The sequence below is a fragment of the Grimontia celer genome, from assembly GCF_900055185.1.
In the GTDB taxonomy this organism is placed as follows: Bacteria; Pseudomonadota; Gammaproteobacteria; order Enterobacterales; family Vibrionaceae; genus Enterovibrio; species Enterovibrio celer.
In genome coordinates, this window is record NZ_FIZX01000002.1 from 1,712,093 (window position 1) to 1,735,416 (window position 23,324).

Sequence of the window (23,324 nt, forward strand, 5' to 3'; positions counted from 1 at the left end):
GAAGTTATGACATCTGCTTATCACCTAATTGAAAACACCTGACACGCACTGACAGCGTTTCTCTCTAGGGGGTGTTCTACCCCCTAGAGAGAAGAAGACAGGAAGATCATCGCCGTAGGTCATATTGATATATCTAATTCTCAGAAACCTCTAGCGCAATTGAATCCTTTGGGTTTTGCTCTATCTTTTCAGGTACACGCAGTTTGTAGAGCCTCTCATGAACCTGAAACGCATTGAAACCTTTGTACTCGTCGCCACCCTTCGCAGTTTTCGCAAAGCCGCCGAGCAGCAATTCACCACACAGCCTGCTATCTCATCTCGCATCGCAAGTTTAGAAAAGGAACTGGGCGTTACTCTTTTTGACCGCGAGGCCTCGCCTATCACGCTAACAGCCAAAGGGCGTGAGCTATTACCTTACGCTGAGAAAATGCTGCTCAGTGCGGAACAGTTTCAAAAGCGCGCAGAGAACAATGCGCTGTTTACGGGAACCTTGAGACTGGGAATTTCAGAAACCGTTGTGCACACCTGGCTGACGGAGTTTCTTCGAAGCTTTAACGATAAGTTTCCAAGGCTGGATATCGATATTACGGTGGATGTCACGTCGAACCTGCGTCATGACTTGTTGGACAGAACGCTGGATTTAGCCTTTCTGATGGGACCGATTTCGGAGCCTTCCGTCCAGAACATGCCACTTTGTCGCTATCCGTTGGTATGGGTGGGAAGCACGTCAATGCCAATCTCTAACACTTCTATGTCGTTAACTGAATTGGCTGACTTCCCCATCATTACTTACGCCCGCAACACACAACCATTCGGAGAAATCAAAGAACAGTTCGCACAGGCTGATGCGGCTAACGCCCGTTTCTTTACATCGAGTTCTCTCTCCGCCTGTTTGCGGATGACCAAAGACGGATTGGGCTTGGCTACCTTACCTACAGTGATCGCTGAGCCTGAAATTGAAGCCGGAAATTTGCAGCTTGTTGATTGCGGCTGGGTACCTTCCCCACTTGGCTTCACCGCTTCTTACCTGCATGCTCCAATGAATGGCGCGGCGGAAGAAGCGGCAAAACTGGCGGTGGAAGTGGCAGCGATACATCAAGGCTGACTAGGTGGGGATTGCGCCGCGTTCACCAAAGTCTTCGGTCGGTACTCTCCCGCTTTCCACCTTTTCCACACTGAACCATCAATACTGACATTCACGGCTTTCAGTTCATCAGGTTTATTACCACCAAATGCGCGATGGAAGCGGCCGTGGTCATCACCTTTCCCTCTAAAACGGCGGAACATGCCATATACGCCTTTAAGAAATTCCTCATAGGAATCTCGTGGCTCTGTCTGCCATGCATTGGCATCAAAGACCATTCTGGAAAGATCTAATTCCAAGCCCTTCCGTTGCGCTTTTTCTGCCATCCATTTAAACGGTATTTGCTTCAATTCATCGTCTGTGTAGCCACCACCAACATTGGCGTGCGCTCCGATAAACCAACGTTGTTCGACGTTATCAGGGCTCCGTTTTTCCTCAGAACCAACCGGAAGTGTCCAAAGTGCAGTGTCATAAGCTGCGCGGTGCTCATCCAGCGCCATTGCATGAAAGGCACTTAACACGCTTCGGGAAAGTTTGGTGTCATGCCATTTGAAAATGCCCCTTTCAGAGAACACTGTGCCCGGCGCGCCAAGCGCACCCACAGTGTCCCAAACACCAAGAAAATGCACCTTGGGTTCGTCACTATAGGCTTTTCGAAAAGCGATACATTCTTTGGAATTGGGTGACAGTGCCTTATTGCGATATAGCGTTTTTGCTTGCTCTAACAAATCAGGCGTCGCTGTTCTCAATACACCACATTTTCGGATGAGCCCAGCCAGACTCCGCGCTGTATAAGCACCACGGCTGAAACCGAAGATCCAAATTTGCTCACCTTCATGGTAGTGCTTGGAAAGCCACGCATATCCCTGCATGAGGTTCTTGGTTAAACCCCATCCTGTTGTTCCCCCTAATAAACGGGTAAAGCGGGAAGTTCCCACTCCAGGGTCATAGAAAAATCGCTGTTTAATGCCATCGGCATCGTATGGCGTGATGCATTGAGACATCAGGAAGACATTGGTTTGATCCTGTGGGTCATTCCACGTGCCGTCGAAAAGGACGATGAGTTTCTGTTTCGGGTCACCGTAATATGACGCAGCTTCACTTTCAGACTTTGCTTCGTTTTCAGGCATAGATACCTCCTACCCCAAAACTTCACATTTTCTCCAAAACCTCTGTGACCAAAGCGGGAGTTTTTGTGCCGCCGGGGTGTGCTTTTATTGTTGTGAACCATCTTTATTCAATGGCTTTCAGTCTGAAATTCTATGCACTGATAGGAGGTGAGCCGTGAGCAAAGCCGAGACAAACCATGCATATTCATGAAGTTGACAGTGTATCAATGACTTAGTACCCGTGATTTAAGCGGGTGTCTCGTAAATTGCTCATGGCCACTGAGTATTCACATCACATTGTCGACAGAGCAGGACATTAATTTTATTTATCGGAAAAGGTAAAAAACTATAATTGGACGAAATGACACCAACCTGCAACATTTACTTAACACAACATTCATTCAACGAGGCGAAGGAAAGCCATGAGTCAACTTGCAGGACAAGAAGCCCCTCTTTCATCCAATCACTACGAAGCAGCCCTGACACAGGCACGTGAATTAAGAAATCTGACACGTGACGGCAAGTTTATTGGTTCGACAAGTGGATTTGCCCCTGGCATCGCACAGGGAAACCTTGTCATTCTTCCCAAAGACTGGGCGGACGACTTTCTTGTATTTTGTCAGAAGAACCCCGTTCCTTGTCCTCTGTTATCAGTATCCAGCCCGGGTGAACCAATGATTGATTTGCTTGGTAAGGATATCGATATTCGCACCGATGTACCTGAATACCATATCTTCCGAAACGGTGAATTGGCTGAGAAAACTCATGACATTAAAGATCTTTGGTGGCATGACATGGTGACTTTTGTCTTGGGTTGTTCTTTCTCGTTTGAAGATGCTTTGATTCGTGCTGGCCTGTCTCTTCGTAACATTGATTGCCAATCGAATGTATCAATGTACCGCACCAACTTGGCGACGACACCAAGCCAGTATTTCAGTGGTAACATGGTGGTTACTATGCGCCCGTTTAAACCAGCAGACGCTATTCGCGCCATTCAAATTACTTCCCGCTATCCGAAATCCCATGGTGCGCCAGTACATATAGGAAACCCCGCCGACATTGGCATCAAAGATCTCTCCAACCCGGATTTTGGTGATGCAGTACCTATTAAGGACGGTGAAATCCCCGTTTTCTGGGCATGTGGTGTAACGCCACAGTTGGCCATTATTAATGCTAAGCCGCCCATCGCCATTACCCATGCACCCGGCAAGATGCTGGTAACGGATATCAGTAACGAGCAACTCTCAGTTTTATAAGTAGTAGGGTCTGTTGACCCAAAATAGGACACTAGTGAAAAGGAGACTTCCGATGAAGTTGTTGAAAAACCTGCTGCCAGCTATGGCAGTGTCTCTCGCTGCACTTTCAGTGCCTTCTGCACTCGCTGCACAATGGCACATGCCGACACCTTACGGTGATGCTAACTTGCCGACCAAAATCGCCTATGACTTTGCTGAGCAAATCAAAGCATCCACAGGCGGTGAAGTCGATATCAAGGTTCATTCAGGCGCATCTTTGATGAAGCACCCTGAGATCCCTCGCGCAGTGCGCACCGGTCAGGTGCAGCTTGGCGAAGTCTTCATTGGCATCATGGGTAATACCCACCCTATTTTTAAGCACGACAACATTCCTTTCCTCGCCACTGACTATGAGCAAGCCCAGAAACTGTGGGAAGCAGCCAAACCAGAGATTGAGAAACAGCTCAGTAAAGAAGGCATGATACTGCTCTACACCGTGCCATGGCCTGCACAAAGCCTTTACACCAAAAAGCCGGTGAACTCGCTGGCTGACATTAAAGGCACCAAGATGCGCGCTTATAGCCCATCAACATCCCGTCTTGCTGATCTGATGGACACCACACCCACCACGGTTCAGGTGCCGGATATTCCACAGGCATTCAGCACCGGCATTATCGATGCGATGGTGACATCACCATCGACGGGCGCAAACGGTCAAGCATGGGATTATCTGAGCCACTTCACCGAGATCAAGGCCTGGATTCCAAAGAACTTTGTCGTCGTGAACAAGCGCGCATTTAAGCGTTTGGACAAAGACGCTCAGAAAGCCATTTTGGATGCTGCTGCAGCAGCCGAGGCACGTGGCTGGGCAGAGGTTTTAGATCAAGAAGCAAAAGACACCAAAACACTCGCTGACAACGGCATTGTGGTTTCGAAACCTTCCGAACAATTGCTAAACGAGCTTCAGGCGATTGGCGTGACCATGACTGAAGAGTGGGAAGCAGAAAACTCACAAGCGCTAGCGCCTGTTTTGAAAGCCTATAAAAACTAAGTAAGTAGTTACTTACTACGACGTACCCTCCCCTGGAAACGGACTTGGGGAGGGCTTCAATACCCTGAGCTACGCCTGTCTGGAAGCATTATTATGAAACGAGCTCTGTACCTGCTGTCGGGTGGTTTATCCGGCTTCTTTATTGTGTTGATCATGCTGATCATCCTCGCCCAAATTATTGGCCGCATGATGGGCTTTATTGTCCCGTCGGCAGAAGATTTCTCCGGTTACGCTTTGGCTGCCTCAACCTTCTTTGGCCTTGCCTATACCTTTCGTGAAGGTGGTCATATACGCGTTAACCTTGCTATTCAAAGGTTGCCAGAAACGCTGCAACGCCCTCTGGAAACTCTGGTCCTAACCCTTGCATTTTTGCTGCTTTGTTTCTGTAGCTATTACTGCACTTACATGGTCTGGGAATCCTACGACTTTGAAGAAGTCACCCACGGTTACATTCCGATTCCTCTGTGGATTCCACAAGTGCCACTCGCGGTCGGCATGATTGCATTCAATCTCGCCGTGCTGGATAGCCTGATTGACAACATTCGCGGTATTACCCCCTATTACAAACAGTTGGAAGGTGAAGACGTTTCGCTCGAACTGATTGAAAACCCTGACGAAGCAATAGCTACGCAGGCAAGCAGCAAGGAGCGCGCAAAATGACGGACATGACCTTAATCTCTTTTATTCTTGCCATCTCCATGCTGCTGTTTTTAGCCGCTGGTTTATGGGTATCCCTTGCCTTGATTGGTGTCGGTGTCATGGGTCTGTACATGACGGGCAACGAACAAATCGGCCTGCTGTTTGGTTCTTCAAGCTGGGGAGCGAGCACCAGTTGGTCACTGACAGCCCTACCAATGTTTATCTGGATGGGTGAGCTTTTATTCCGAACTCGACTCTCGGAAGATCTGTTTAAAGGTCTTTCGCCTTGGCTGAGCAGTTTTCCCGGCAAACTGCTGCATGTGAATGTGTTGAGCTGTGGCATATTCGCTGCGGTATCAGGCTCATCCGCCGCCACTGCGGCTACCATTGGACGCATGACTCTGCCCGAGCTGAAAGCACAGGGCTACAGCGAGAAAATGGCCGTCGGCACGCTAGCAGGTTCCGGTACTCTGGGTCTTCTTATTCCGCCTTCCATCATTCTCATTGTGTATGGGGTGGCTGCAGAAGTGTCCATTGGACGCTTATTTATCGCCGGAGCCCTTCCCGGCATCATGTTGATGCTCCTGTTTGTGGGTTACACCACCATCTGGGCATTGATGAATAAAAATGAAGTGCCTCAGCACTCGAGCAACGATGTTAATTGGCAAGTTAGATTCAAAGCGCTGAAAAAGCTGCTCCCGATAGTCGCCCTTATTTCCTTTGTTTTGGGGTCGATCTACGGCGGTTTCACTACACCGACAGAAGCAGCAGCGCTTGGCGTGTTTGGCGCCATGGTTTTGGCCGCCCTTACCGGCTCGTTGAGTCGCCAGAGTTTTATCGACAGTCTACTGGGTGCCGTAAAAAGTGCTTGTATGATTGGCTTTATTCTCGTGGGCGCGCATTTTCTTACACTGGCAATGGGATTTCTCGGCATTCCCCGCGCGCTAGCGGAGTGGATTGCTGCGATGTCGCTGTCCCCGTTTGAACTCCTGCTTTACCTCACCATACTGTTTGTGGTGCTGGGCTGCTTTCTGGATGGTATTTCTGTGGTGGTTCTGACCGTTGCAGTTGTATTGCCAATGGTGCAGCAGGCAGGCATTGATTTGCTGTGGTTCGGTATCTTCATCGTTCTTGTGGTGGAGCTGTCGCAAATCACCCCGCCCGTCGGTTTCAACCTGTTTGTTATTCAGGCTCTCACGGGCAAAAACATTCTGTATGTCGCACGCGCTGCGTTTCCGTTTTTTATGCTGATCCTTTTAGGGTTAGTGTTGATTACGGCCTTCCCGGAAATCGTGACCTACCTGCCGACCACCATGAGTCAGCGCTAGCAGGACAAACTGCTTCCAAAGAAAGCAGAGCAACAAGGAGTGAGTTGAGATGAAATTAAATTGCGACATGGGAGAAAGCTTCGGTGCCTGGACCATGGGGAAAGACGCTGAAGTGATGCCCTGTATTGATATGGCAAGCATCGCCTGTGGCTTCCATGCCTCGGATCCAGTCACGATGCAAAAGACCGTCGCCTTAGCCCTTGAACATGGCGTCACCATTGGCGCCCACCCTGGCTACCCAGATTTAATGGGATTCGGCCGCCGGAAATTTGATTGTACAGAAGAAGAGCTTTTTGCCTGGCTTGGCTATCAAATCGGTGCGCTGAAAGGCATTTGTCGTCAGCAAAAAGCCATTGTGGATTACGTAAAACCCCATGGCGCGCTCTACAACACCATGATGAAAGACATGGCGGTGCTGAAAACCGTGATGCGCGCAGTGAAAGCCGCTGCGCCGGGTTGTCCCTTGGTGGTGATGGCGATTCCTAAGCGCCAACCTATTCTCGATTTGGCGGCAGACGTCGGCATTGACGTGATGTTCGAAGCTTTTTCTGACCGCGCTTATGACGATGAGGGATTTCTGGTCGACCGTCGTATTGAAGGCGCGGTTCACGGCAGTCCTGACGCCATTATCAAGCAGGTACAACAGATTGTTGAACACGGTTCTGTCACAACGTTGAGTGGAAAAACGTTCAAGGTGGATACAGATACGCTCTGCATTCACGGAGATGGTCCCCACGCTTCAGCAGTGGCCCAGGCATTGAAGCAATGGAGGGCAAATGGCGCAAATTGAGGCAGTCAATGAACAGACATTGATTGTGTATTTTGGGGACAGAATTGACGATGCCATCGCCGCTGACGTCAACCTTGCTATCTTTCAAGTCAGGGAAAGTCTGGGTGATTTGGTCACAGACATCATCCCCTCCTACAACTCAATGTTGATTGGCTTTGACTTAAACAGAACGGACCGTTTTGACATCATCAAACGCATCCGGCTGGCGCTAGAATCCAACACTGACGCCGTCACCAATAACAACGACAATCAGGTAGTTGAGATTCCCGTCTACTACGGTGAGGAAGTCGCGCTGGATATGTCGGACGTGTGTGAAAAAACTGGCCTCGACAGTAAGTCTGTCATCAAACTGCACAGCGAGCGCGAGTACCGCGTTTACGCCATCGGCTTCAGTCCCGGCTTTGCCTATCTTGGCAGCTTAGATGACGCCATAGTCATGCCGCGTAAATCCACACCACGCCTAAAAGTACCAACGGGCAGTGTAGGGTTGGCGGATAACCAAACAGCCATTTACCCCAGCAGCACGCCGGGAGGATGGCAAATTATTGGCCGTACACCACTGAATATGGTGGACTGGGACAGTGAATCACTGGCAAAAGTAAACGTCGGCAACCGGGTGAGGTTCTGCCCTATCGACAAAGACGAATTTTTGAAGCAAGGCGGCGTGTTATGAGTTTTGAAGTACTGAACCCTGGCATGCTTACCCTACTGCAAGACAGTGGCCGCATCGGCTTCCAGCATTTGGGCATCACCACAGGAGGCCCAATGGATGAGCATGCTTTTTACTGGGCAAACCGTCTATTGGGAAACAAGCCAGATGCAGCGCAACTCGAAATCACCTTCGGCCAACTGCAGCTACAGGTGAATGCCGCCACAACCGTTGCTATTACCGGCGCAGATCTTTCCGCCACCTTAAACGACAAAGCTATTCAGCCCTGGCTCACCTATACAGTAAAACCCGGTGATGTCCTGGCGTTTGGTGCGCCGAAAAGTGGGCTGCGAACCTATCTCTCCGTGGCTGGCGGCTTCGAATGTGAGCCTAAGCTCGGGAGTTGCTCCACGGTGAAAAGGGAGCAACTGGGCGGTTTGACCGGTCTTGGTGATGCCCTGAAAACGGGGGATATTCTGCCCTTTACCGCAACGACTGAATTCACCGAACAGCGCACGCCGAAATGGGCGATTCCCGATTACGATGCGCCGCTCGAACTAGGGGTGATGCCGTCCTATCAGCATGCGTCATTTAGTCATGATGAACAGATGACGTTCTTCACCAGTGAGTATGAAGTCAGCCAAAACATCGACCGCATGGGTTATCGCTTGTCTGGTGCGCCAGTGAAAAGCAGTCTCGATGGCATCATCTCAGAAGGTATCGCCTTTGGTGCGATTCAAATTCCGAATGACGGCCAACCGATCGTACTGATGAAGGACAGGCAAACCATCGGCGGCTACCCCAAAATAGGCTGTTTGAGCAGTTTAGGTGCCGGCCAACTTTCGCAGCGTCAACCCGGGCAGATTGTTACCTTCTCCCCCATGGATGTTGCGGATGCCGAAGTCGAAAGAAGGCTCTTCAACCGGGTCATTTTCGGATGAGTCCATCTCAGGGGAAAATGGTGCACATCGACAAGGCCACGAATGCGAGGCCGGATGATGTGCGCCCTTTTCTCAAGGCGATTAATCGGTATATCTCAGCCAAAGATAACAACAAGCCACACCTGCTCACCAAAGTGTTTACGGAAGAATCACTGCTGGAAATGAAGGTTAATACCGACAGTATTTCGTTTCCCTCAGATGTAGTTGGCGTTGAAGCAATCCGCCACGTGTTGTCATCCCAGTTTAACCAGCGTTTTGAGAATGTTTATACCTTCTGCTTGTCGGACTCCATTATCAGGGATGACAGTCTTCTCACCTGCAAGTGGCTCGTCGTGATGACAGAAAAAGACAATGACATACTGCGCATCGGTTGTGGCTATTACGACTGGCTATTCAGTGATGATTCTTCCATCTCGGCAAAAGACCCGAAAGTGGACAAGCTCACCATCACCATTGAGTACATGGCTGCCATCAACTATTCCAATAAAGATCACTTGCTCAATGGGATAGGCGAACTGCCCTACCCTTGGTGTTTCAGCAGTTCCCTGAGTATTGAAATACCGATGATAGAGGACTTAAAAACAGTGAAGGACTTTCTGGAGTAGGAATAACAGCACAACAGTGATTAGCTTCATCAAATCGCTGACGTAGTAAATATTGATTGATAAGAAATACTTGCTAGTGCTTTGGAGAAGAACACTATGAAAAGGCCATGGTTTACTGAATCTCAAATCTCTTCAATTCTCAGAGAAGTCGATTCTGGCAAGACAGTCGACGAGATTTGTCAAAATCATGGATTACGCAGAACAACATTTTGTAACTGGCAGTACAAATATGGTGAGGACTGCAAGCTAGAGAAGATTATAAAGCTCGAAGCAGAAAATACTCAGCTTCGAAAAAAGTTCACTGATGTTAGCTCGGAAAATCATAAATTAAGAAAATTGCTTGCCAACAAAAAAATGGACAATGAATAGACACCACAATATGACCGATAACGCCGTTTAATCCACTGGCGCGACGTGACAATTTTACGCTACGCTTCGCCTACACCCTTTGCTTGATTACTGTCAGAAAAACAAAGAAATATGAATCTAATAACAAGAACTGCGCTAGCTTCAGATGCCAAAAGCATCACCGACATCGTCAATCCCATTATCGAAAGCGGTCGATACGTGATTCTCGACTCCACGTTTTCGGTGTCAGACCAAAGTTTCTTCATCCAATACTTCCCGGTTAATGGCGTATTTTTGGTTGCTGAAGACCATGACTCGAAAACTGTTCTGGGCTACCAAACCGTTGAGCCATACGCGAGTTACTCACGCGCACTCGATCATGTCGGCATCATCACCACCTATGTCGAAGAAAAACATCATCGACAAGGCGTCGCAACCTCGCTGTTTGCTTCCACGCTCGATATCGCGCGCTCACGCGGTTTTGAAAAGCTGGTAGCCCAAGTCCGAGCTGACAATGAAACCGCGCTGCACGTTTATTTGAAACATGGCTTTGAAGTGTCAGGACGAGCGAAAAATCATGCGAAAATTGGCGGCAAGTACATCGATGAGATTACGCTGGAACTGTTTCTGTAACGTTTAAATTTGCCTATTAAAAAAACAGCCCAGACAAGTGTCTGGGCTGTTTTTTTTCGGGGTCGTATCGTTTTTAAATTTATACTGCTTACCAGACCCAGCTCGTTTCTGTATTCGGAATCCTCTTATGGACAGGCGGCGTTCCATCGGTAAACCACACCTCAGCAAGCACGTAATAGTGAGATTCTGAAGAAACAAAATCGACAATCGCTTCTCCTGATTCCAAGGAAGAGAAAGCCATTCGACTGCTGTAGGCTGCCGTGTAGGTTCCGTTGTCATTCTCAGAAAACTCGCTGTATATCGACACGACACCGGGTGATGTTGAATAACCACTGATGTCGACGACAAAACTCTGCTCCAACACAGGGCTATATGAGAAACCATCAGGCACAACTGTTTCGTTAAAACTCGATGCTGAACTGGTGACGGTCTCCGGAATGTTTGCTTCGCCACCAGAGGTATCAACCATAATTTCAAACTCTGACAGACTGGATACTTCAACATTACTTTCCGGTGCAGACTCATCAGCGGTAACGGTTGAAGACACGTTTGAACTGCCGCTTCCATCACCACCGCCACCACATGCGCTCAGAAGGGCCATTAACGCTAACAGACTGATATTCTTATTCATGACACTTACTCCTCAGACAAGTAGTATTTGTTTTCAGTCGCTTTTTCTAATAAATACCACTGAAGATTATTTTCACCACCAGACTCCGCATAGCCTGCAAACTCTGGGTATGCCTCGACAAGGTCGACATGCTCTCTCGGCCAAGACCACTCATCCGGAATAAGCAGCGCCCAAGGATGATTCGAAGAGGTTTTAAAGTAACGTGATGTTGCTGGGTCGCTGGAGTCGCTCCACCACCCCAGCCAGTAGGTGTCGAATTGCTCTGTCGGCGCCTGATCGGCGAGGTGGATTTCTAATCCTCGTCCAGGGTTATACCAGAGCCCGTCGCGGACATAAGCGCCCGGTGTGGCAAAAATAAACGGGTCATAAGGCATTGTCATGAGAGAGCTCGTATCAGTACCCTCGTTGAAATACACATCTATTTCGAACTCGAAGACCAACGCTTCCTGACAATGCTGCGCCGTTCGGTAGTACATACAGCCTGCTGGGAGTTTCTGTTTGAGATCGTCTGAAACAATGAATATTGCCTCATTGGAGTCGCTCTCTAAGCCGTTGCTCTCTTGTAACACTGCATTGTGTGTCAAAGTGCTCGCTGAGCTGATGTCAGACCGGTTTATTCCCCCGAGTCTGAATGCAAACCCATTGTGATAACCAGCGCCGTAGGCTGAAAGATAACCTTGAATCAATACACGGGTAATCGCGCTGTTTTCATCCAGTGTTTCTGTGATGCGGAATTTAAAGACAACATCGTTGAGATCGTAATCCCCCTCTTTGGGCCAGTTGTCCTCAAAAGCGATCGTGGCATATCCATTCTCGCTGGGGTAGTAACGCAGCGAGGAGCCATTTTCCATGATAGTCACAGGATGATCCTCAACTTCGCCGGTTGTGGCACCACCAAAGTAATCGAGACCAGATGCTTCTGCAAAACGGAAACGAGACCAGGTCGAACCAATCGTCGCCCCTGCCGGAACCGCAATGGAGAGTGAATTGATACCCGACGCTAGCAAACTGTCGCTAAAGACCTTCTCACCTACGTCTTCAAAATCGCCGTCCTGGTTCCAGTCTATCCATGCTGACAAATAACCAGCAGTAGATGCCTGAACAGAAACCAGAGAAGTGTTACCCACTTCCAATGCGGTAACAAAGCCAACACCGTCTTCATCCGCTAAACCGGCTTTGTTGTCATCAAGAGGGGATGTGAAGCCATCACCTTCGCTGTCTGGTGCGATGGAGCCTAAGTAGAAACCGCTATCCACTTCGTGACGCGGACCGTTTGAAGCAAGCAACGTTTTGTAGCTGTCTGGTGCGTCACCAAAATCAATCGTCGAATCCTCATCAATAATGGGGGCATTAGCACATCGTGCACCGTCATTTTGTCCAGATACCGGCCCAGAAGCGAACAGCACTGCCTCCAGGTTTTTATCATCGATATCGTCTTCGTTAGAAAGGTCGATTCTGAAGATTTTGCCATCATCGTTTCGGGAGATGTAGAAGTTGCCATCAACGTCGAAATAGACTGCGCCAAAGCCACCAGATGGTGGGCCGATATCAGCCACCAAACTGTAAACCATGTCGGAATCACCTGTTTCTAAGTCCACGCGATACAGGTTGTAGGAGTTGTTGTTGACTGCATAGAGATTGCCATCAATCGGGTTGATCGCAACGTCTGACGTTCTGAGGTTATTGAGGTCGGTGTCTAATGTGGTCGCTGTTAATGTCGCCGAAGGGTCTGATTCCAGCGGAGAAAGGTCAATTTTGATGATTCCCAGCTCTCTGCGGTGCAGATAGTAAACCTGGTCATGCACATCACCGCTAATAAACTTAGTGTTGTTAGGCAACCCATTCACTGTGAGTTGTTCACCAACATAGTTCTGGCCAATCCGTATCACCACTTCGTTGTCGTAATCAAAACCGTATATATAGCGGTCTGATTGGTTAAACCCAACAGCGTTGATATGGGTGTTGAGACCAGTGGTTTCTGCCAGCGTTGAATAGCCACCAGTGACAAGGTTCACACCATAAACTTTACTGGGTGAGCTTTGGAACAGGAAGGCTTTGCTGGGACATGTATCGAAAGGCTCAACGGAAGCTGGTGTTTCAGCGTTTACCGAGAAAGCGAAAAGAACTGATAAAAAAATGGGCATAGGTAGACGCACGACATAGGCTCCAATTAAGTCCGGGCTTAAGAGCACATAGACAACATCCATGCCATGTATTTATCTTATTGATTATAAATAATTTATCAATTTGCGTCTCAGGAATACTCTCACATCAAATCCAGTACTGAGAAAACAGAGCTGTACTGTGTCATTTTGAGAAAACAGGATGAAGTAACACTTAGTCATTGTTTGTATCTTCCATAAGCCAAAACTCAGAAAGCGCTTCCTGCACAATGTACCCGAGCTACATTTATTAGGAACATAGTGCAAGCCAATCATCACTCGCTTGCCCGTTTATCGATGAGGGAAAAGACCGTGAAAATTGCCGTTACCGCCGCCAGTGGGCAATTGGGCTCAGAAATCGTCAAAGCGCTGATTGACGTAATACCGAAAGAAAATGTCATTGCTTTAGCCCGCACCCCAGAGCGCGCCAAAGGACTTGGTGTTGAAATCCGTCCCGGTGATTACGAAGAGCCTGAAGAGCTTGAACAGTCACTACAAGGCATTGATACCTTGTTACTGGTGTCCGGAATGGATGCGCCAGACAAGCGCATTGGCCAGCACCGCAATGTGATTAATGCTGCCAAAAAAGCAGGGGTTAATAAGATTGTTTACACCAGTGTTCAAGGCGCTGAAGAAGGCACTGCGTTTTCACCCATTATTCAAAGCAACAGACAAACCGAGCAAGATGTTCGTGAATCGGGGCTTAACTGGGTGATAGGCCGCAATGGTATCTACATTGAACCGGATATCGAATACATCGAGAACTACAAAAAAGCTGGGGTTATCACCAACTGTGCGGGTGAAGGTAGATGCGGTTATACCACCCGCGGCGAACTTGGGTATGCTTACGCTCGAATGCTGACCGAAGACAAGCACAACGGGCAAACCTATAACCTGCATGGTGAAGCGCTTACCCAAACCCAATTAACTGAATATCTGAATGCGACTTACCATACGCACCTAACTTACGTGCCGCTCTCTTTTGAAGATTATCGGGAAGATCGCATCGCAGAACTTGGCGGGTTTATCGGCACCGTGATTGCTGGTATTTACCAGGGCATCAGTGAAGGGAAAGTCGATAATCCCAGCCACTACTTTCAAGCCGCAGGACGCGAACACCAGAGCTGGGGAGATTACTTTGCGGATATAGAGACGGAAGATTGAGCAACCCGTTTTATCAGTCCTTTTAGAGTAAATAAGCGCGCTTTACTGGCGCGTTTTTACTTCATGAGCTGCGAAGCTTTGGTTATACAAGCTTCAAGCAGCTCATCAACAACCTCTTCATCGTTCAATGCCCGGGACACAACCACACCGCCTATCATCAGGGCAGCGAGCGACATTGCACTTTGTCTGTCCGGTATCTCTCCGCCGCTGCGTGTTTGGAGTATATCCAATAAGCCTTCAAATACATGAGAATAAGCTTGCTTTGCGTCATCATTTTGATTCGACACATCAGTGGCGAATGCAGCAAGCGGACAAGGAGAAACCTTCTGTTCCACGTGTTCTGAGCAAAGATACGTTTTTACGATCTTGTTAAAACTCAAATCTCCTTCTGACTCACGCATAATCCCAGCCAAAGGGCTGTCTTCGGTTGCCGCGTAAACGGACTGATTATAAAGCTCTTGTTTTGAACTGAAATGGGCATAGAAAGCGCCATGCGTTAGCTTTGCATCTTCCATTACCTCGCCAAGCGATACATTGTGAAATCCCCGTTGTGCAAACAATCTCACCGCACTTTTCAGAATCTTCTTACGCGTTTCCTGCTTTCTTGTCGTTGGCCAAGGCATAAATCATCCAAAATATTATGTTGAACATATAGTCAATCATCTTAATCTCCTCTCTACAACCACGGAAGATTTAAGTCGGCAAATTTCTACCAAGAAAACATTTTTATTCAAAGCGTTATTTAAGGAGAGAAGATCATGGGAATGCTTAACACATTATCTAAGGGCACCAATTACGATGCAATTTCTACTGGCGGGATAGATGCCATCGATACCTTCACATTTAAACATGAAGCTTTGCCAGTAGATGTTGAAGGAAAGGTCTTCGTTAGCGAGGCTCTGGGGATGTCCGGCGGTATCCTTTCTCTTAATTCACTGGCTCCACATACCTCTATGCCATTTCACCATGTCCATATCGAGCATGAAGAAATCTACATTTTCATGGGAGGACAAGGCGAATTTATGGTGGATGATAATCGATTCGAGATCACCACTGGCTCTGTCGTCCGTGTGGCTCCCGAAGGCGTACGCTGTTGGAGAAATACCTCTAATTCACCGCTTTACTATGCCGTTCTTCAGGTAAAAGCAGGTAGTGAAACGGTGAAAAATACCATTGAAGATGGCCGTGGAGTCAATCGCCCTGTTATCTGGTAAAAGCACCTTTCAAATTTTCAAATCAAGGCGGGTTGAGTTTCATTATCACCCGCCTTTCTCTTAGCTAATTGTGCGATCCATGCCCACCGATAATGGCGGCTTCTCCGTCCTGCTCAATGGTATTATTAACGGGTAGCACAGAGCGTCTAACTTATTGACTCACGGTAGAAACCTTCTATTTACCCTTGTTAAGGTGAAGCCAATAAGGAGAACACTATGCTCAGATTTCAGTTCTATAAATCGCAAGACGTTGTGACTCACGTGAAACTGGATACACCAACCACGAAAGAAGAAATCAGGCAGCTGACTGAGCAAGGTTTTATGGCGTCAGGTGAGATTGTTTCAGCACCGACAATTCTGAAAGCTATGGAACAATATCAGGCCAGCCAAGAAGAGAGCATTCATGCTTACGCTACCTTCGGTGTGGTCATGGGTCTATTTCCGGGAATCCGTTAAATCCCTTTGATTCAATGAAAGCGCACCACTTGCAAACGCAAGTGGTGCGTTTTTGTGCGCCGCTTTGGCGACACTGTTGTTACTCAGCGCAGAATGCTTCAAAGAGTTCGGGCGTATTATCAAACCCTTCAACTTCAGCAAGCTCCCAGGGGCGCTCACATCGGTTAGTATGGGCACACCACTGATAACCTGCAGAAGGGATGCAGCCATGGCTATCACGATCTGCGCCTACCATGGTGTCAGTATCTGCAGCATTCTCTGCGCAGCCGGCCATCAATAGTGCCATCAGTGAAATTAGGGTGAGTTTTTTCATTAAACACCATCTTTTTTGGGGTATTCAGGCCTTTATGTAAGCACACTTTTTCCAGTAAAGAGAGCGCGAATTTGGGATAAGGAGAATAAAAAAACGCGCCGGCGGCGCGTCTTGTCGTTCAAAACTGACTGCTTTCTATTTTGCCTGTTGTAGGCGGTGATAAAGCGAGTCTTTCAACACGGCACGGTCGTGCTTAAGCTTGTGCATTTCTTCATCATCAATCGGAGAATCTCTCAGCTCCAGACTACGAATTTCTTTATCAAGCGCATTGTATTTTTTTGTGTCTTCTGCGAATGCAGTATCTTGATTGGAGAGCTCAGCGATCAGGTCCTTGAACTCTGGGAACTCATTAACGAGTGAGTGGTTTTCACCTAACATATCAGCCCCTTATTTTTATTTCCTTGGTAGTTGAGCTTTCACCATAAAAAATTCTCAACCATGTAGATATACCCATGGTTGAGAATAGTCGACTTCTCGCTTTAGCTAAAACTGGGTCAGTTGATGTTTTGCACATCCATGACCAATTTATTCCAATTACGCTGGTTCTCGATATCGTGCTCAAGCCCTTGATCGTCAGCGATCTGGAAGCGCTTCACTGCTGGGGTTTTGCTAGTTGCCTGATACAGCCAGTAAGCCTCAGCTTTCAGTGCTTCATCGATAGGTTTATCGATGGACTCGTAAACCATTTGCTTACAAGCATTGATAGATTCTGCAGGGAATTTCGCAATACGCTTCGCCAAGGTATCAACATATTCACCAATCTCATCCGGCTCCAATGCCTTGTTGATGGTGCCATAAGCCTCTGCTTCATCTGCATCGAAGTCTCGCGCACTCAGGATAATTTCCAGTGCACGGCCAAGACCGACCTGACGAGCCATACGCGATGCACCACCGCCGCAAGGCAAGATGCCCATGCCAACTTCCATCTGCATAAACTTGTATTTTCCGCGAGCTGCAAAGCGCATATCACATGCCAACGCAAACTCATGGCCGCCACCTCGGGCAAAACCTTCCAGTTTGGCGATGGTTGCTTGAGGCACTTTGCTGATACGCTCCAGCACTGCCTGCAAATCGAGCAGCTTCGCTTCCTCGCGGGAAACAGCTTCGGTCGACATATCTTTTAACAGATTGGTGTCGTAGTGACATACCCAGATTTCAGGATTTGCAGATTGAAAGACAACCACTTTTATATCGCGGTCGCGTTCCAGACGCATCGCCAGTCCGTTCAAATCAGACAACATTTCCTGTCCCTGAACGTTCACTGAGCCAAAATCGAAAGTCACTGTCAGGACACCTTCGTCCTGACTAGCGGTAAATGTGGTGTAGCCTTCATAAGCCATGTTGAGCGTCCTTTTGTTTTTTTGTTTCGGTCGACTTTTAAGCTAACAACGGCACCGAACAGCAACAATAAACAAAAGGAAGGAAACAGTTTCCGCTAAAAGTTGAAAATGCTTAGGACTAGAGCAAAATTTAACCATCAAAGGCCAGTAGACCTTATAAAGGCCAAAAATCAATGTGATAGCGCTCATGGAATAATGAATTCGTCTCTACAAGACAATGGCATTAATCAATCTATTTAATAGGCCTCATGCTCATAATCAAACTTGCCATATGAGACACAAATATATTGAAAATAATTCTACTGTTTTCATCAGTTTTTTATTAGTAGGACACTTTACGTATTTCTACATAAAGCGGCGAGAATTTAAAGGGTTAGTTAAAATTTGACCATGACTGGAATATCGGACAGCACACGGCTATGTTAGAGCAGGAAAAAGAACCAAAAAGGTATGAGAATGTTCAATTACATTCGACGTTACATCTTGGATGAGTCCGGAGTGACCGCCATCGAGTATGCCATTATCGGCGTTGCTGTTTCTGTTATTACGCTAGCCATGTTTGCAGAAAATTCTGCGCTTCCAAGTGCGTTGGTTAGCGCAATCACAGTCATAGAAACCAATATTAATGCCGCTGGCAATTAAAAAAACGCGCCTTATCTGGCGCGTTTTTCTTATCCCGTTACAGCACGGGCTCTTCACCCATCTGGTCAAGACAGAAAGCATACACATCAGCGCCTAAATCCAACACTTTATGCATCGGCATGCCAGCTCCATGTCCTGCATTCACATCGATTCGAATCAACACAGGGTTTTCGCCCGCATGTTTTGCCTGTAGCTCAGCGATGAATTTGTATGAGTGGGCAGGCACGACGCGATCATCATGATCTGCCGTTGTGACCAAGGTTGAAGGGTAAACCACGCCTTCCCTAACGTTATGCACCGGAGAGTAACCCAACAAATACTTGAACATAGCTTCACTTTGCGAAGACGTGCCGTAGTCATACTTCCAGCCTTCACCCGACGTGAACGTGTGGTAGCGAAGCATATCCAACACACCGACAGCAGGCAACGCCACTTTAAACAGGTCTGGTCGCTGCGTCATACACGCGCCGACCAGCAAGCCGCCGTTAGAACCACCTCGAATCGCCAGTTTTTCGGGTGATGTATAGTTTTCAGTAATCAAAAACTCTGCAGCAGAAATAAAATCATCGAACACATTTTGCTTCTGAAGCTGAGTGCCTGCCTGATGCCATGCTTTACCGTATTCACCACCACCTCGCAGGTTTGCAACCGCATAAATGCCGCCCATTTCAATCCATGCTGCAATACTTGGGTTGAAAGCAGGCTCTAAGCTGATATTGAAACCGCCATAACCATAAAGAATGGTTGGATGTGAGCCATCCAGTTCAATGCCTTTGCGATAGCAAATGGTCATCGAAACTTTGGTGCCGTCTTTTGAGGTGTAAAACACCTGGCGTGATTCAAGCTTCTCACTGTCGATAGTGCAGGCGCTTTGACGATAGCGTTCAGTAACCCCTGTTTCTGGATCGAAGCGATAGGTGTCTGCTGCTGTCGTGTAATTGGTGAAGGTGAAATACAGCGTTTTGTCTTTTTCGCGACCTGAGAAGCCGGACGCTGTTCCTACATCTGGCAGAACCACATCACGCACCTTCTCACCACTCAGGCGATACTGTTTCACCTGGGTCTGCACATCAACCAGATAGCTCGCAAACAGATAGCCCGCGCCAGTTGAGATACTCAGTTCGTGCTCTGTTTCGGCAATCAAGTCTTTCCAATTAGCCTGATCAGGTTTTTGCGCATCCGTCACCACGATGCGTCCCATCGGTGCATCCAGATTGGTGTAGATGACGAGTTTGCCATCTTGATGCTCAATCACATCACTATCTGCACTGTCATCGTCAGTCAGACACAAGCGCTCGCCATTACCTCTCAGATCCTGCACATAAAGCATGTTCCCCGATGTTGCATTGGCGCCAGTGATCACAAGGAAACTGTCGTCTTCAGTGGTGTAGCCGCCGACATAGCGAAACTGCGGGTCATTCTCTCCACCAAATACCAACTCATCTTCCGCCTGCGACGTCCCTAATGTATGGAAGTAAAGTTTGTGATGTTCGGTCCTCGCTGATAATTCGCTGCCCTCAGGTTTGTCATAGGTCGAGTAGTAAAAACCCTCACTGCCACGCCATTCGATGCCGGAGAATTTTACGTTATCGATTTTATCCACCAACAACTCTCCCGTTTCCGCATCCATCACATAGATGGTCCGCCAATCACTGCCCCCCTCAGAGGTTGAATAGGCAATGAACTTGTCATCACGGGAAAAACGCAATTGGTCGAGTGATGTTGTGCCTTCTTCACTCCAGCTATTTGGATCAAGAAACACCTTGGCATCAGACAAATCACCTTGGGCGCGATACACCACGGATTGATTCTGCAGTCCATCATTGCGGTAAAAATAGATATAGCCGCCGCGGTCAAACGGGGCAGACTCTTTCACGTAGTTGTTTGCGGTTTCGAGTTTTTCACGAATCGCATTGCGAAAAGGAATCTTATGCAAATAGTCAAAGGTCACTGCGTTCTGAGATTCTACCCATTGCGCAGTTTCATCACTTAAATCATCTTCCAGCCAACGATAAGGGTCGGCGACTTTCTCGGAGAAATATGTATCGACGATCGTATCTTTGTGTGTTTTTGGGTAATCAAACATGACTTCTCCATCCATGGTTTGGGTATAGATATAGTGCGAGAATTATAGAAAGCGGGGTTGAATGCGACCTTGCTTAAAAAGTGTTTTTCGTAGACAACTCGCAAACTCACTCTCAGGAACGTTGTAAACCAATAATTCCAGCAATAACTGAGTGTCTTTAATTTTGAGACGGTTTGCCTCACAAAGTCGTGATAGTTTAAGGCCGTTTTTCGCTAACAAACATAAGCTTATACTTATCGACCCCAGTGAGCTTTTAGCTCAGGTGGGGATAATGATTCAAGGACTGACAGGATACCACTATGGATATGCTCGCCGGACTGCTTGCAGGTCTACCAAACTTCATCATCTACTTTGCTGCTTCGCTGGCGTTTGTACTGATTTTCAAATTCATCTATATCCGGATTACGCCATACGATGAATGGTCACTGATCAAAGATAAGCAAAGCGTAACAGCAGCAGTCGCTCTTGGCGGTGCATTCTTGGGTTACTGTATTGCCATTGCCGGTGCGGCGCAAAACTCCGTCAACATCGTCGACTTTATGGTGTGGGGCGTGATTGCCATGCTGGCACAATTTATTGCCTTTGCCATTGTCCGCTTTGTCATGCTGAAAGAGCTGACTACTCGCATTGAAAACGACGAATTGCCAGCCGGTATTATTCTGGCAGTCGTCTCTGTTTCCATCGGCGTACTGAACGCTGCGTGTCTGACCTACTAACGGAGGCAGTCATGAAACGGAGTCAAAACGTTATTCGTCCAAACATGGACAAAGCCGCCAAAGTGATCCCTTTTGCGTTTGTCGGAGGTATTTCAGGTTGTTTCTTCGAACCTGAAACTGAAGGTTTCGTGTTCCAGTCTGCACAAGATTGTGCGCGCTCTTTTCCGGATCAAATTGAAGAGTGTCGTATCGCCTATCAGGATGCACTGGCGGATGCAGCGCAATCTGCACCCCGTTATAACAATGAATACGAGTGCGAAGCGGACTTTTTAGATGGCTGTGATCGTTACAACAACTGGTACATTCCAGCGATGGCGGGTTTTTTCTTCGCCAACATGCTGGATGACGACTACTTCAAGAAAAAGAAGAAACGTTACTATTCCAAGCCACTGTATGGCTATCGCGGAAAGTACTATTCCGGCGATGGTAACTTCTTCAGCTCATCGAGCAACAAATCGGTGAAAGTCTCCACCAGCTCGATCACCAAGCCAAAGTCTAGCGGTACTATCGGACAAGTGATGTCACGCGGCGGTTTCGGTAAATCCGTATCACGTGCGTCTTCTTCATCTCGTAGCGGCGGTTAAACGATGTTTAGGCGGGATATCCCTGAGCGCCCTCACTGGCGCGAACTGGCAAAGCAATACGGGTTTGGATTTCATACCATGTATGGCGAACCTTACTGGGATGAAACCGCCTACTATCAATTCAACCTCCAGCAAATCGAAGAGGATCTTGAAAAGCCCACCGAAGAGATCCACCAGATGTGTCTTGATGTGGTCGAGCGCGTCACCCGAAGTGATGAACTGCTGACCAAGTTCGGCATTCCCGAAGCCATGTGGGATTTGGTCGCAGGCTCCTGGCGACGCCGGGACCCATCTCTCTATGCCCGTCTTGATTTCACCTATGACGGTGTCAATCCAGCCAAGCTTTATGAAAACAATGCAGACACACCAACTTCTCTCTTTGAAACCGGCTTCTGGCAATGGGTATGGCTTGAAGATGTGGTGAACAGCGGACGCATCCACCAGAGTGCTGACCAGTTCAATATCCTTCAGGATTACATCATGGAGCGCTTTGCCGAGCTTGCTAAACGTCAGCCTGGTCAGACGCTTTATTTCAGTTGTTGTAAGGATACAGAGGAAGACCGGGCGACGGTTCAGTACCTCGAAGATTGCGCCAAAGAGGCGGGATTACACACGGGCTTTGTCTACGTTGAAGACATTGGTGTGAATGATGCCGGCCAATTTGTCGACATGAAAGGACGGGTCATCCGCTGGATGTTCAAGCTATATCCCTGGGAATTCATATTCGATGAGGAATATGCCCAGTTCTTGAGTAGCGCCACCATTAACTGGCTGGAGCCGATGTGGAAGTCAGTGCTTTCCAACAAAGCACTGCTTCCGATGCTTTGGAAACTCCATCCTAATCATCCTAATTTGTTGCCTGCTTACTTCGCGGATGATCCGAAAGCATCTTCCCTGTCTGACTATGTGGTGAAGCCGTTATTTTCGCGCGAGGGTGCCAACATCGAAGTCATCAGAAATGGCGCGTCGACCTTTAAAACTGATGGGCCTTATGATCTTTCCCAAGCCATCGTTCAACAGTACCAACCACTGCCAAAGTTCGGCAACAATTTCACCTTAATAGGCAGCTGGCTGGTCAATGATCGCGCGGCTGGCATTTCGATTCGAGAAGACGCATCACTCGTTACGCAGGATCTGGCAAGATACCTGCCTCACGTCATTCTTTAAAAAGTGTCCCCATTTTTTTCCGTCATTCGTTGAGATAGGGAGACCTAAATCTCACACGATATTTAACTAACACGGAGTACAGAAAATGAAAGAGTTCATGTTTATCTATCAAGGTGGTGATCCGGATTGGGCAATCAATGCGACGCCAGAGCAAATGGCCGAATTGATGGCACTTTGGCAAGCGTGGATGGAAAAACTGGCGGCATCAGACCAACTGGTATCAGGTGGCGCACCTTTGCATTACTCAGGAAAGCGCCTTGATGCAAACAAAATGGTGACCGACATTGCTGCCGTTGAGCTGAAAGAGTTGGTGAGTGGTTATTCCATCGTTCGCGCGGAAAACATCGACGATGCGGTCGCCATCGCTCAGTTTTGTCCGATCTTTGAATCCCCTGGCGTCACAGTAGAGGTTCGCGAGGTCGTCCAAATGGGCTAGA

The 23,324-nt window shown here is 47.9% G+C and carries 27 protein-coding genes; 19 read left to right on the forward strand and 8 right to left on the reverse strand.

All coding sequences use genetic code 11. The features are described 5' to 3' along the window. Nucleotides 1-217 precede the first annotated feature (217 nt). Entirely contained in the window at nt 218-1,105 is an 888-nt protein-coding gene (locus GCE9029_RS17950; protein WP_062665319.1) for a LysR family transcriptional regulator, read from the forward strand. Here the strand turns inward: GCE9029_RS17950 and GCE9029_RS17955 are convergent. Then, nucleotides 1,096-2,214, reverse strand: a complete 1,119-nt coding sequence (locus GCE9029_RS17955; protein ID WP_062665321.1) for a T6SS phospholipase effector Tle1-like catalytic domain-containing protein — start codon at nt 2,212-2,214, stop codon at nt 1,096-1,098. The genes GCE9029_RS17950 and GCE9029_RS17955 overlap by 10 nt on opposite strands. Nucleotides 2,215-2,615: 401 nt before the next feature. Between GCE9029_RS17955 and GCE9029_RS17960 the strand changes: the two genes are divergently transcribed. From GCE9029_RS17960 to GCE9029_RS18005, 10 genes are all read left to right on the forward strand, one after another. Continuing rightward, nucleotides 2,616-3,449: a putative hydro-lyase gene (locus tag GCE9029_RS17960; protein WP_002538258.1), complete on the forward strand. Its 834-nt coding sequence runs from the start codon at nt 2,616-2,618 to the stop codon at nt 3,447-3,449. Between the two features lie 52 nt (nt 3,450-3,501). Beyond that, nucleotides 3,502-4,479 carry a TRAP transporter substrate-binding protein gene (locus GCE9029_RS17965; RefSeq protein WP_062665324.1) on the forward strand — a complete coding sequence of 326 codons (978 nt, stop codon included), beginning with the start codon at nt 3,502-3,504 and terminating at the stop codon, nt 4,477-4,479. Nucleotides 4,480-4,572: 93 nt separating this feature from the next. Then, the gene (locus GCE9029_RS17970) at nt 4,573-5,139 is read left to right on the forward strand and encodes a TRAP transporter small permease (protein WP_062665326.1); all 567 of its coding nucleotides are present in this window, start codon (nt 4,573-4,575) and stop codon (nt 5,137-5,139) included. Further along, nucleotides 5,136-6,446: a TRAP transporter large permease gene (locus tag GCE9029_RS17975; protein ID WP_046303681.1), complete on the forward strand. Its 1,311-nt coding sequence runs from the start codon at nt 5,136-5,138 to the stop codon at nt 6,444-6,446. The genes GCE9029_RS17970 and GCE9029_RS17975 overlap by 4 nt, the downstream gene beginning before the upstream one ends. Nucleotides 6,447-6,495: 49 nt before the next feature. Beyond that, on the forward strand, nt 6,496-7,236 hold the full coding sequence (locus GCE9029_RS17980) for a 5-oxoprolinase subunit PxpA (RefSeq protein WP_062665328.1): 741 nt from the start codon (nt 6,496-6,498) through the stop codon (nt 7,234-7,236). Further along, a complete protein-coding gene (gene pxpB, locus GCE9029_RS17985) occupies nt 7,223-7,909 on the forward strand; it encodes a 5-oxoprolinase subunit PxpB (RefSeq protein WP_062665330.1) in 687 nt (228 codons plus the stop codon). Before GCE9029_RS17980 ends, pxpB begins: the two co-directional genes overlap by 14 nt. Continuing rightward, nucleotides 7,906-8,826, forward strand: a complete 921-nt coding sequence (locus GCE9029_RS17990; RefSeq protein WP_062665332.1) for a 5-oxoprolinase subunit C family protein — start codon at nt 7,906-7,908, stop codon at nt 8,824-8,826. Before pxpB ends, GCE9029_RS17990 begins: the two co-directional genes overlap by 4 nt. Beyond that, nucleotides 8,823-9,431, forward strand: coding sequence for a hypothetical protein (locus GCE9029_RS17995; RefSeq protein WP_231870149.1), 609 nt, complete (start codon nt 8,823-8,825; stop codon nt 9,429-9,431). Before GCE9029_RS17990 ends, GCE9029_RS17995 begins: the two co-directional genes overlap by 4 nt. 96 nt (nt 9,432-9,527) lie before the next feature. Next, a complete protein-coding gene (locus GCE9029_RS27025; RefSeq protein ID WP_062665334.1) occupies nt 9,528-9,800 on the forward strand; it encodes a transposase in 273 nt (90 codons plus the stop codon). A 111-nt stretch (nt 9,801-9,911) separates the two neighbouring features. Continuing rightward, on the forward strand, nt 9,912-10,412 hold the full coding sequence (locus tag GCE9029_RS18005) for a GNAT family N-acetyltransferase (protein ID WP_062665336.1): 501 nt from the start codon (nt 9,912-9,914) through the stop codon (nt 10,410-10,412). Between the two features lie 88 nt (nt 10,413-10,500). Here GCE9029_RS18005 and GCE9029_RS18010 read toward each other — a convergent pair whose 3' ends face one another. Beyond that, the gene (locus tag GCE9029_RS18010; protein ID WP_062665338.1) at nt 10,501-11,043 is read right to left on the reverse strand and encodes a hypothetical protein; all 543 of its coding nucleotides are present in this window, start codon (nt 11,041-11,043) and stop codon (nt 10,501-10,503) included. Nucleotides 11,044-11,048: 5 nt separating this feature from the next. Next, nucleotides 11,049-13,187 (reverse strand): LruC domain-containing protein, encoded by a 2,139-nt coding sequence (locus GCE9029_RS18015; protein WP_062665340.1) that lies wholly within the window; start codon nt 13,185-13,187, stop codon nt 11,049-11,051. Between the two features lie 330 nt (nt 13,188-13,517). On the opposite strand from GCE9029_RS18015, the gene GCE9029_RS18020 reads away from it, so the two are divergent. Next, nucleotides 13,518-14,369: an SDR family oxidoreductase gene (locus GCE9029_RS18020; protein WP_062665342.1), complete on the forward strand. Its 852-nt coding sequence runs from the start codon at nt 13,518-13,520 to the stop codon at nt 14,367-14,369. Nucleotides 14,370-14,425: 56 nt separating this feature from the next. On the opposite strand, the gene GCE9029_RS18025 is transcribed toward GCE9029_RS18020, so the two are convergent. Further along, nucleotides 14,426-14,992, reverse strand: a complete 567-nt coding sequence (locus GCE9029_RS18025; protein ID WP_062665344.1) for a TetR/AcrR family transcriptional regulator — start codon at nt 14,990-14,992, stop codon at nt 14,426-14,428. 135 nt (nt 14,993-15,127) lie between these two features. Between GCE9029_RS18025 and GCE9029_RS18030 the strand changes: the two genes are divergently transcribed. Further along, on the forward strand, nt 15,128-15,583 hold the full coding sequence (locus GCE9029_RS18030; RefSeq protein ID WP_062665346.1) for a cupin domain-containing protein: 456 nt from the start codon (nt 15,128-15,130) through the stop codon (nt 15,581-15,583). 216 nt (nt 15,584-15,799) lie between these two features. After that, nucleotides 15,800-16,039, forward strand: a complete 240-nt coding sequence (locus tag GCE9029_RS18035; protein WP_062665348.1) for a hypothetical protein — start codon at nt 15,800-15,802, stop codon at nt 16,037-16,039. 79 nt (nt 16,040-16,118) lie between these two features. Here the strand turns inward: GCE9029_RS18035 and GCE9029_RS18040 are convergent, their stop codons facing one another. The 3 genes from GCE9029_RS18040 to GCE9029_RS18050 form a co-directional block, all read right to left on the reverse strand. Continuing rightward, nucleotides 16,119-16,352, reverse strand: a complete 234-nt coding sequence (locus GCE9029_RS18040; protein WP_046303691.1) for a hypothetical protein — start codon at nt 16,350-16,352, stop codon at nt 16,119-16,121. A 135-nt stretch (nt 16,353-16,487) separates the two neighbouring features. After that, nucleotides 16,488-16,730: an HP1242/YdcH family protein gene (locus GCE9029_RS18045; protein WP_062665349.1), complete on the reverse strand. Its 243-nt coding sequence runs from the start codon at nt 16,728-16,730 to the stop codon at nt 16,488-16,490. Nucleotides 16,731-16,846: 116 nt separating this feature from the next. Next, complete coding sequence (locus GCE9029_RS18050; RefSeq protein ID WP_062665358.1) at nt 16,847-17,692, reverse strand: enoyl-CoA hydratase/isomerase family protein; 846 nt, start codon at nt 17,690-17,692, stop codon at nt 16,847-16,849. Nucleotides 17,693-18,148: 456 nt separating this feature from the next. On the opposite strand from GCE9029_RS18050, the gene GCE9029_RS18055 reads away from it, so the two are divergent. Then, on the forward strand, nt 18,149-18,334 hold the full coding sequence (locus tag GCE9029_RS18055; RefSeq protein WP_062665360.1) for a Flp family type IVb pilin: 186 nt from the start codon (nt 18,149-18,151) through the stop codon (nt 18,332-18,334). A gap of 37 nt (nt 18,335-18,371) precedes the next feature. On the opposite strand, the gene GCE9029_RS18060 is transcribed toward GCE9029_RS18055, so the two are convergent. Beyond that, on the reverse strand, nt 18,372-20,420 hold the full coding sequence (locus GCE9029_RS18060; RefSeq protein WP_062665362.1) for a prolyl oligopeptidase family serine peptidase: 2,049 nt from the start codon (nt 20,418-20,420) through the stop codon (nt 18,372-18,374). Nucleotides 20,421-20,719: 299 nt separating this feature from the next. Here GCE9029_RS18060 and GCE9029_RS18065 point away from each other — a divergent pair, with 299 nt between their 5' ends. From GCE9029_RS18065 to GCE9029_RS18080, 4 genes are all read left to right on the forward strand, one after another. Next, entirely contained in the window at nt 20,720-21,136 is a 417-nt protein-coding gene (locus GCE9029_RS18065) for a DUF350 domain-containing protein (RefSeq protein WP_062665364.1), read from the forward strand. Between the two features lie 11 nt (nt 21,137-21,147). Then, the gene (locus tag GCE9029_RS18070) at nt 21,148-21,720 is read left to right on the forward strand and encodes a DUF1190 domain-containing protein (RefSeq protein ID WP_062665366.1); all 573 of its coding nucleotides are present in this window, start codon (nt 21,148-21,150) and stop codon (nt 21,718-21,720) included. A gap of 3 nt (nt 21,721-21,723) precedes the next feature. Beyond that, nucleotides 21,724-22,887 (forward strand): glutathionylspermidine synthase family protein, encoded by a 1,164-nt coding sequence (locus GCE9029_RS18075; RefSeq protein ID WP_062665374.1) that lies wholly within the window; start codon nt 21,724-21,726, stop codon nt 22,885-22,887. 85 nt (nt 22,888-22,972) lie between these two features. After that, nucleotides 22,973-23,323, forward strand: a complete 351-nt coding sequence (locus tag GCE9029_RS18080) for a YciI family protein (protein WP_062665375.1) — start codon at nt 22,973-22,975, stop codon at nt 23,321-23,323. Nucleotide 23,324: the final 1 nt, after the last annotated feature.

Coding starts and splice junctions, on each gene's coding strand:
- GCE9029_RS17975 (WP_046303681.1), top strand. CDS start 5,136: ATGACGGACATGACCTTAATCTCTTTTATTCTTGCCATCTCCATGCTG.
- GCE9029_RS17980 (WP_062665328.1), top strand. CDS start 6,496: ATGAAATTAAATTGCGACATGGGAGAAAGCTTCGGTGCCTGGACCATG.
- GCE9029_RS18050 (WP_062665358.1), bottom strand. CDS start 17,692: ATGGCTTATGAAGGCTACACCACATTTACCGCTAGTCAGGACGAAGGT.
- GCE9029_RS18070 (WP_062665366.1), top strand. CDS start 21,148: ATGAAACGGAGTCAAAACGTTATTCGTCCAAACATGGACAAAGCCGCC.
- GCE9029_RS18025 (WP_062665344.1), bottom strand. CDS start 14,992: ATGCCTTGGCCAACGACAAGAAAGCAGGAAACGCGTAAGAAGATTCTG.
- GCE9029_RS17950 (WP_062665319.1), top strand. CDS start 218: ATGAACCTGAAACGCATTGAAACCTTTGTACTCGTCGCCACCCTTCGC.
- GCE9029_RS18055 (WP_062665360.1), top strand. CDS start 18,149: ATGTTCAATTACATTCGACGTTACATCTTGGATGAGTCCGGAGTGACC.
- GCE9029_RS17990 (WP_062665332.1), top strand. CDS start 7,906: ATGAGTTTTGAAGTACTGAACCCTGGCATGCTTACCCTACTGCAAGAC.
- GCE9029_RS18010 (WP_062665338.1), bottom strand. CDS start 11,043: ATGAATAAGAATATCAGTCTGTTAGCGTTAATGGCCCTTCTGAGCGCA.
- GCE9029_RS18045 (WP_062665349.1), bottom strand. CDS start 16,730: ATGTTAGGTGAAAACCACTCACTCGTTAATGAGTTCCCAGAGTTCAAG.
- GCE9029_RS18065 (WP_062665364.1), top strand. CDS start 20,720: ATGGATATGCTCGCCGGACTGCTTGCAGGTCTACCAAACTTCATCATC.
- GCE9029_RS18080 (WP_062665375.1), top strand. CDS start 22,973: ATGAAAGAGTTCATGTTTATCTATCAAGGTGGTGATCCGGATTGGGCA.
- GCE9029_RS17970 (WP_062665326.1), top strand. CDS start 4,573: ATGAAACGAGCTCTGTACCTGCTGTCGGGTGGTTTATCCGGCTTCTTT.
- GCE9029_RS18005 (WP_062665336.1), top strand. CDS start 9,912: ATGAATCTAATAACAAGAACTGCGCTAGCTTCAGATGCCAAAAGCATC.
- GCE9029_RS18040 (WP_046303691.1), bottom strand. CDS start 16,352: ATGAAAAAACTCACCCTAATTTCACTGATGGCACTATTGATGGCCGGC.
- GCE9029_RS18030 (WP_062665346.1), top strand. CDS start 15,128: ATGGGAATGCTTAACACATTATCTAAGGGCACCAATTACGATGCAATT.
- GCE9029_RS17960 (WP_002538258.1), top strand. CDS start 2,616: ATGAGTCAACTTGCAGGACAAGAAGCCCCTCTTTCATCCAATCACTAC.
- GCE9029_RS17965 (WP_062665324.1), top strand. CDS start 3,502: ATGAAGTTGTTGAAAAACCTGCTGCCAGCTATGGCAGTGTCTCTCGCT.
- GCE9029_RS18075 (WP_062665374.1), top strand. CDS start 21,724: ATGTTTAGGCGGGATATCCCTGAGCGCCCTCACTGGCGCGAACTGGCA.
- GCE9029_RS17995 (WP_231870149.1), top strand. CDS start 8,823: ATGAGTCCATCTCAGGGGAAAATGGTGCACATCGACAAGGCCACGAAT.
- GCE9029_RS18060 (WP_062665362.1), bottom strand. CDS start 20,420: ATGTTTGATTACCCAAAAACACACAAAGATACGATCGTCGATACATAT.
- GCE9029_RS27025 (WP_062665334.1), top strand. CDS start 9,528: ATGAAAAGGCCATGGTTTACTGAATCTCAAATCTCTTCAATTCTCAGA.
- GCE9029_RS17955 (WP_062665321.1), bottom strand. CDS start 2,214: ATGCCTGAAAACGAAGCAAAGTCTGAAAGTGAAGCTGCGTCATATTAC.
- pxpB (WP_062665330.1), top strand. CDS start 7,223: ATGGCGCAAATTGAGGCAGTCAATGAACAGACATTGATTGTGTATTTT.
- GCE9029_RS18015 (WP_062665340.1), bottom strand. CDS start 13,187: ATGCCCATTTTTTTATCAGTTCTTTTCGCTTTCTCGGTAAACGCTGAA.
- GCE9029_RS18035 (WP_062665348.1), top strand. CDS start 15,800: ATGCTCAGATTTCAGTTCTATAAATCGCAAGACGTTGTGACTCACGTG.